The organism is Corallococcus carmarthensis (assembly GCF_003611695.1).
GTDB classification, from domain to species: Bacteria; Myxococcota; Myxococcia; order Myxococcales; family Myxococcaceae; genus Corallococcus; species Corallococcus carmarthensis.
The window spans coordinates 1-1,314 of sequence record NZ_RAWE01000452.1 but is presented as its reverse complement, the minus strand read 5'-3'; the positions used below and the strand labels follow the sequence as shown (position 1 = coordinate 1,314).

Annotated in this window: 2 protein-coding genes; both read right to left on the bottom strand. The window is 70.5% G+C overall.

Features of this window, described 5'->3' with window-relative positions:
• Window positions 1-84 precede the first annotated feature (84 nt).
• Window positions 85-639, bottom strand: coding sequence for a MarR family winged helix-turn-helix transcriptional regulator (locus D7X32_RS44385; protein ID WP_120608474.1), 555 nt, complete (start codon window positions 637-639; stop codon window positions 85-87).
• Window positions 640-932: 293 nt separating this feature from the next.
• The gene (locus D7X32_RS44380; protein ID WP_171450226.1) at window positions 933-1,253 is read right to left on the bottom strand and encodes a ComEA family DNA-binding protein; all 321 of its coding nucleotides are present in this window, start codon (window positions 1,251-1,253) and stop codon (window positions 933-935) included.
• Window positions 1,254-1,314: the final 61 nt, after the last annotated feature.

The window sequence follows — 1,314 nt, the reverse complement described above, 5'->3', positions numbered from 1 at the left end:
CACACCACCCCTACCGCCGAAGGCTGAGCGCGCCCCCCTGCCCTCCCCGTCCCGTGAGGACGGTGGGAGGGCAGGGGGGCGCGCTCAGCCTTCGGCGGTAGGGGTGGTGTGGGAGGCCGCCGGAGCGTCCTCCATGGGCGCGGAGAGGCCGCCCAGCTCCTCGGCGAGCGCCGTGAGCACTCCCTGGGTGAGGACGATGCGGTCGCGGGGCAGACGGGCGAGCACGCGCTGCACGGCGGATTCGACGGTACCCTCGGACGGGACGTCCAGCGCACGGCCGGAGTCGGTGAGCGCGAAGAGCGCCTTGCGGCCGTCGAGCGGATCCGACTTGCGCTCCAGCAGGCCGCGCTTCTCCAGGCGCTTGAGCACTCCGGTGAGCGTGCTGGGGTGCACGTGGAGGATGTTGGCGAGCGCTCCAGCGGTGATGCCCGGGAAGCGTCCGACGAGCCGGATGACCAGCCGCTGCGGACCGGTGAGTCCCAGCGTGGACTCCATCCGCTTGGACGTGGATTGCAGACCGTGGTCGACGGCCCACAAGAGGCGCATGAACTCCAGCACCTCGCCCAGCTGCTGCTGCGATCCCCGGGACTTGCTGCCGTCCGGGCCTGTTATCGACTCCGGGGCTTGTGTGTCCTTCATGGGCGCATCCTCCTTCAACTCCGGCCTCCCTGTCTTTCCGATGTGTTCCAAAGCTGGGCGTGTCCTAGCGCGTCGGCTTGGGGGTTCCAGCAAAATCCGGAATGGGTGCTCGGAGGCGGACGGGGCCGCCCGCCCGGGGGCCATGGAGGGCAGCGATGACGCGAGGGGCCTCCCCCTGCGCTGGAGGCTGGCTGGCTGTGTCATCCCTGGAAAGAAGGGCCGCCGCCCCCCGGGCATGCCGGAGCCCGGGGAGGGCGGCCCCATGAGCCTGACTCAACCGATGGTTGTGTTTGTCATGGGTTCGTAACGGGTCCCTCCCTTCCCGGCGGCGGGGAGGCGGGGACCTGCTCCTTCTTGAGCGTCGTGGGGCCGCTGAGGGCCAGGTGGGCCCTCAGCTTGAGGAACTTCTTCTTGCCGAAGCCCTTGACCCGGACCAGCTCCTCGACGCGACCGAAGGGCCGCTTCTTGCGGTGCTCGAGGATGCGCTGCGCCGCCTTCTCACCCACGCCCGGCAGCAGGTCCAGCTCCGCCGCCGTGGCTTCATTCAGGTTGACCACCCCCACGTATTGCATGCGCGGGCTGGCGGCATCCGCGCGCCCCGCCCCCAGCAGCATGCAGCCCAACACCCACGCCCAGGCCCACTTCACGAGTGGCCCCCCACGCCCGACTCCGCCC

What these genes read in the sequence shown, in the direction of transcription:
- D7X32_RS44380 (WP_171450226.1), bottom strand. Translation starts at nt 1,253, where the DNA reads ATGCTGCTGGGGGCGGGGCGCGCGGATGCCGCCAGCCCGCGCATGCAA.
- D7X32_RS44385 (WP_120608474.1), bottom strand. Translation starts at nt 639, where the DNA reads ATGAAGGACACACAAGCCCCGGAGTCGATAACAGGCCCGGACGGCAGC.